This is a genomic window from Polynucleobacter sp. 39-46-10 (assembly GCF_002282275.1).
Genome location: NZ_NCJB01000451.1, coordinates 1 through 1,546, shown reverse-complemented (window position 1 = coordinate 1,546; position 1,546 = coordinate 1). Strand labels below are relative to the sequence as shown.

The 1,546-nt window shown below is 46.8% G+C and carries 2 protein-coding genes; both read left to right on the top strand.

The window, feature by feature from the left end:
- Positions 1-471, top strand: a 471-nt coding sequence (locus tag B7X71_RS16700; protein WP_293601562.1) for a metallopeptidase TldD-related protein, incomplete at its 5' end; no start/stop codon positions are given.
- Between the two features lie 80 nt (positions 472-551).
- Positions 552-1,546 (top strand): TRAP transporter substrate-binding protein DctP (gene dctP / locus B7X71_RS16695; protein ID WP_293601561.1); only part of this gene is annotated, 995 nt, incomplete at its 3' end.

Sequence of the window (1,546 nt, the reverse complement as noted above, 5' to 3'; positions counted from 1 at the left end):
AAGTCGATGACTGGTAGTGCACCGTTTGATGAAGAGGGTGTAAAGACAACGGCAAGAACAGTGGTCGACAAGGGTATCTTGCAAGGCTATTTCTTATCCACTTACTCTGCCAGAAAACTCGGCATGAAAACTACTGGTAATGCTGGTGGCTCTCATCACCTGACAATACAAAGTCGCAAGACTCCTCAGGGTGGATTACCTGCACTCTTGGAAGCAATGGGTACGGGCCTCCTAGTTACTGAGCTCATGGGCCAAGGCGTGAACTACGTCACTGGCGATTACTCTCGCGGTGCTTTTGGTTATTGGGTAGAGAACGGTGAGATCCAGTACCCGGTTGAGGGAATTACGATTGCCAGTAACTTGCGCGATATGCTGATGGATATTCAGATGATTGGTAGTGATTCACTGATTCGTGGCACAAAAGAAACCGGCTCCATCTTAATTGGATCAATGACGATTGGCGGTAAATAAAGTAATCGCAATCTAAAACACCAGACAACAAAAAATAGAGTCAACAACACAAAGCAAAAATATTTTTGAAGGAGAAGAAGATGCAAAGACGTTCCTTTTTAAAGAAGGCAACTATTGGTGCGGGTGCAGCAGCATTAGCTACTCCGTCTATAGCGCAGAGTTTGCCAACCTTGAATTGGCGTTTGGTCTCGAGCTTTCCTAAATCATTGGATACTTTAATTGGCACACCGGAAGTATTTGCTAGCGCCTTGCGCAAAGCAACTGATGGCAAGTTCAACGTCAAAGTATTTGCTGCGGGCGAGGTGGTTCCTGCTTTGCAAGTATTGGATGCCGTTCAAAATGGTACGGTAGAGTGTGGGCACACTGCCAGCTATTACTACTTAGGTAAGAACAGCGCTTTTATTTTTGATACTGCGGCGCCCTTTGGTATGACAGCGCGTCAGCAATCCGCTTGGATGTTGCATGGCAATGGTATGAAGTTGATGCGCGAACTCTATGCTAGTTACAACGTAGTGAACTTCATGGGTGGGCAAACTGGCACTCAGATGGGTGGCTGGTTTCGCAAAGAAATTAAATCGCCAGAAGATCTCAAGGGGCTTAAGTTCCGTATCGCTGGATTTGCGGGTCAAGTGCTTGCGAAGTTGGGTGTAGTGCCACAACAGTTACCTGCTGGCGAAATTTATTCAGCTCTAGAAAAAGGCACGATTGATGCTGCAGAATTTGTTGGTCCTTATGATGATGAGAAGTTAGGCCTAGCCAAGGTTGCTAAAAACTATTACTACCCCGCATTTTGGGAGGGCGCAGCGGGCCTCTCATTCTTGGTAAATAAGAAGCAATGGGATTCATTGCCGCCAGCATACCAAGCAGCATGGCAAGCAGCCTGTTTTGAGGCTCACACTGATATGTGTGCCAAGTACGATGCCTTGAATCCACCGGCGTTACAACGACTGGTTCAAGGTGGCGCAGTATTGCGCAAGTTCAATGCCTCAGTTATGGATGCCTGCTTTAAGGCTAGCCAAGAAACCTACGCTGAGGAATCCGCCAAGAACCCTCAGTTCAAAAAGATCTTTGAAGA